Origin of the sequence: Henriciella sp. (assembly GCF_049649345.1) — a bacterium.
Taxonomy (GTDB): Bacteria; Pseudomonadota; Alphaproteobacteria; order Caulobacterales; family Hyphomonadaceae; genus Henriciella.
Window position 1 is genome coordinate 1 of the sequence record NZ_JBARZC010000644.1, and the last position, 1,722, is coordinate 1,722.

At 62.8% G+C, this 1,722-nt stretch carries 2 pseudogenes; both read left to right on the plus strand.

Going from position 1 to position 1,722, the window contains the following annotated elements:
- Window positions 1-13 precede the first annotated feature (13 nt).
- Window positions 14-1,250 (plus strand): annotated as a pseudogene (locus WA989_RS17735) (IS256 family transposase).
- Between the two features lie 35 nt (window positions 1,251-1,285).
- Window positions 1,286-1,722: pseudogene (locus tag WA989_RS17740) on the plus strand (IS701 family transposase); the annotation flags it as partial.

Sequence of the window (1,722 nt, forward strand, 5' to 3'; positions counted from 1 at the left end):
TTCACCTGACCCGCTGCCCGAGGTCATCCAGGCTGGCGCTCGCGAGTTGCTGCGGACCGCCGTTCAGGCCGAAGTGGCTGCGTTCATTGCGGAACATGCAACGCTTCTGGACGATGCGGGGCGCCAGCGGTTGGTGCGCCATGGCTTCTTGCCGGAGCGGGAGATCATGACTGGGATCGGGGCGGTTCCTGTGCAAGTGCCGCGCGTGCGAGATCGCAGTTCCAATAAGGATGGCAGCAAGATCAAGTTCCGGTCGGCGCTGGTGCCGGCGTATCTGCGCAAGGCGAAATCGGTCGAGGAACTGCTGCCTTGGCTTTACCTGAAGGTCATCTCGACAGGGGACTTCAGCGAGGCGCTGGCCGCCCTTCTGGGGCCGGATGCCGAGGGTCTGTCGGCCTCGACGATCACGCGGTTGAAGGCGGCTTGGTGGAACGAATACGAGGCTTGGCGCAAACGCGATTTCAAGGGCAAGCGCTACGTATACATCTGGGCCGACGGGGTCTACTTCACGCCGCGCCTGGACGGCGATCGCCAATGTATGCTGGTGATCATCGGGGCTGACGAGTACGGCGAGAAGGACGTGCTGGCGATCATGGACGGGTTCCGGGAGAACGCGGACAGTTGGCGTGACCTTCTGAAAGGGCTCAAGAAACGCGACCTCACGGTGCCGCCCGAACTGGCCATCGGCGACGGTGCGCTCGGGTTCTGGACCGCCCTGCGGGATGTCTTCCCCACCACGCGCGAGCAGCGCTGTTGGGTCCACAAGACCGCCAACGTCACCGGCGCGATGCCCAAGTCCCTGCGCGAAAAGGCCAAGGCCAATCTGCAGGACATCTGCCCTCTCATGCATGCAAACATGCACTGCCGGGTAATAGATGGCCGAGACGAAGAAGGAAGCCAACGCGGCCTTCGATCTCTTCGTGGAAACCTACGGCGTGAAATACGAACGCGCGGTCGCCAAGCTGGTCAAGGACCGCGAAGAGTTGCTGGCCTTCTACGACTTCCCGGCCGAGCATTGGAAGCACATCAGGACCACGAACCCGATCGAGAGTGTCTTCGCCACGGTCCGAAACCGGACCCGGAAAACCAAGGGCTGCCTCAACCGCAAAACCGCGCTCGCCATGGTCTTCAGGCTGATGATGTCTGCCAAGAAAAAGTGGCGGAAGATCTCCGGGCCAAACCGTCTGCCCGAGGTCATTCAGGGGATTGAGTTCAAAGACGGGATCAAGCAACTTCAAACCGCCGCCTGATCACGCCGTCACCAACTTTTGGGCATAACTCGGTGCCGTCGCCGCCCAAACCCTGGAGCGGGAAGGGACGGCCTCCTTCGGTTCTGCGCCGCACCGCCGATCACAAGCCTGTTTCCGTGAGAGACCTCGCGAAGGAGTCGCCGCCTGAAAGCTGGCGGACGGTCCGCTGGCGCGAGGGAACCAACACCGATTTCACCTCGCGCTTCGCCGCGCTGCGGGTGCGTCCGGCGCATCGCGACACCGCGCGCAAGACGCCCCGCCCGATGGAATGGCTGCTGATCGAGTGGCCCGAGGACGATAAAGAGCCATTGAAATACTGGCTCTCCACCCTGCCCGAAGACACCCCGCTCGCCGAGCTGGTCGATACCGCGAAACTGCGCTGGCGCATCGAGCGCGACTATCTCGACCTCAAGCAGGAATTCGGCCTCGGCCATTACGAGGGGCGTGGCTGGCGAGGCTTCCACCATCACGC